A 579-nucleotide genomic window follows, 5' to 3' on the forward strand; every position below is an offset into this window, starting at 1 on the left:
GCTTTCGCTCTGCGTTTTGAGCAGATCGGGGACTGCCCCCCTGGATGACTACGCGCTCGCGTTCAACCTTGCGAGGAAGAGAAAGCGGCGCATGTTGTAGACAATATTGGCCAGGCCGATCCTCATGGTGGCCCGGGTGATACCCACGGTTCGGACGAACAGACCCGTCTGCGATTTCTGATCGGCAAAGACATGCTCGACACGCGACCGGATCACCGATTTCCCTGCGTTGGACCGCTGGATGTGGCGGGGCATGGGCTTGAGATGCGGCTTTTTCCTGTGGACCTTTGAGACAAAGCCCTGCTTTTCCATGAAGTCTTCGTTGGCTTTCGAGCGATACGCGGTATCGGCCCAGACGCTTGAGGCGGTATTGGCTTTATCCAGAAGCCCCTCTCTCAATCGCGCGCCATCACTGGCGGCGGCATCTGTTGTCTTCCATTTGCGGATGAACCGATACTTCCGGTCGATGGAGACGTGGGGTTTGTAGCCAAAGAATGGGATAGCGAGATCACTCGACGGCATGGTTCCATCGTCCTGCCGCTTCGCTTTCGTGAACTTCAGCGTCCAGCGCGCATGGCG

1 protein-coding gene is annotated in these 579 nt (G+C 57.7%); it reads right to left on the bottom strand.

Translation table 11 applies throughout. The annotated features are described in order from the left end of the window. Positions 1-48: 48 nt before the first annotated feature. A partial coding sequence (locus KP705_RS16335; RefSeq protein WP_215765009.1) for a transposase occupies positions 49-579 on the bottom strand: 531 nt, incomplete at its 5' end.

It is taken from the genome of Gluconobacter sp. P1D12_c (genome assembly GCF_018812105.1).
Taxonomy (GTDB): Bacteria; Pseudomonadota; Alphaproteobacteria; order Acetobacterales; family Acetobacteraceae; genus Gluconobacter; species Gluconobacter oxydans_A.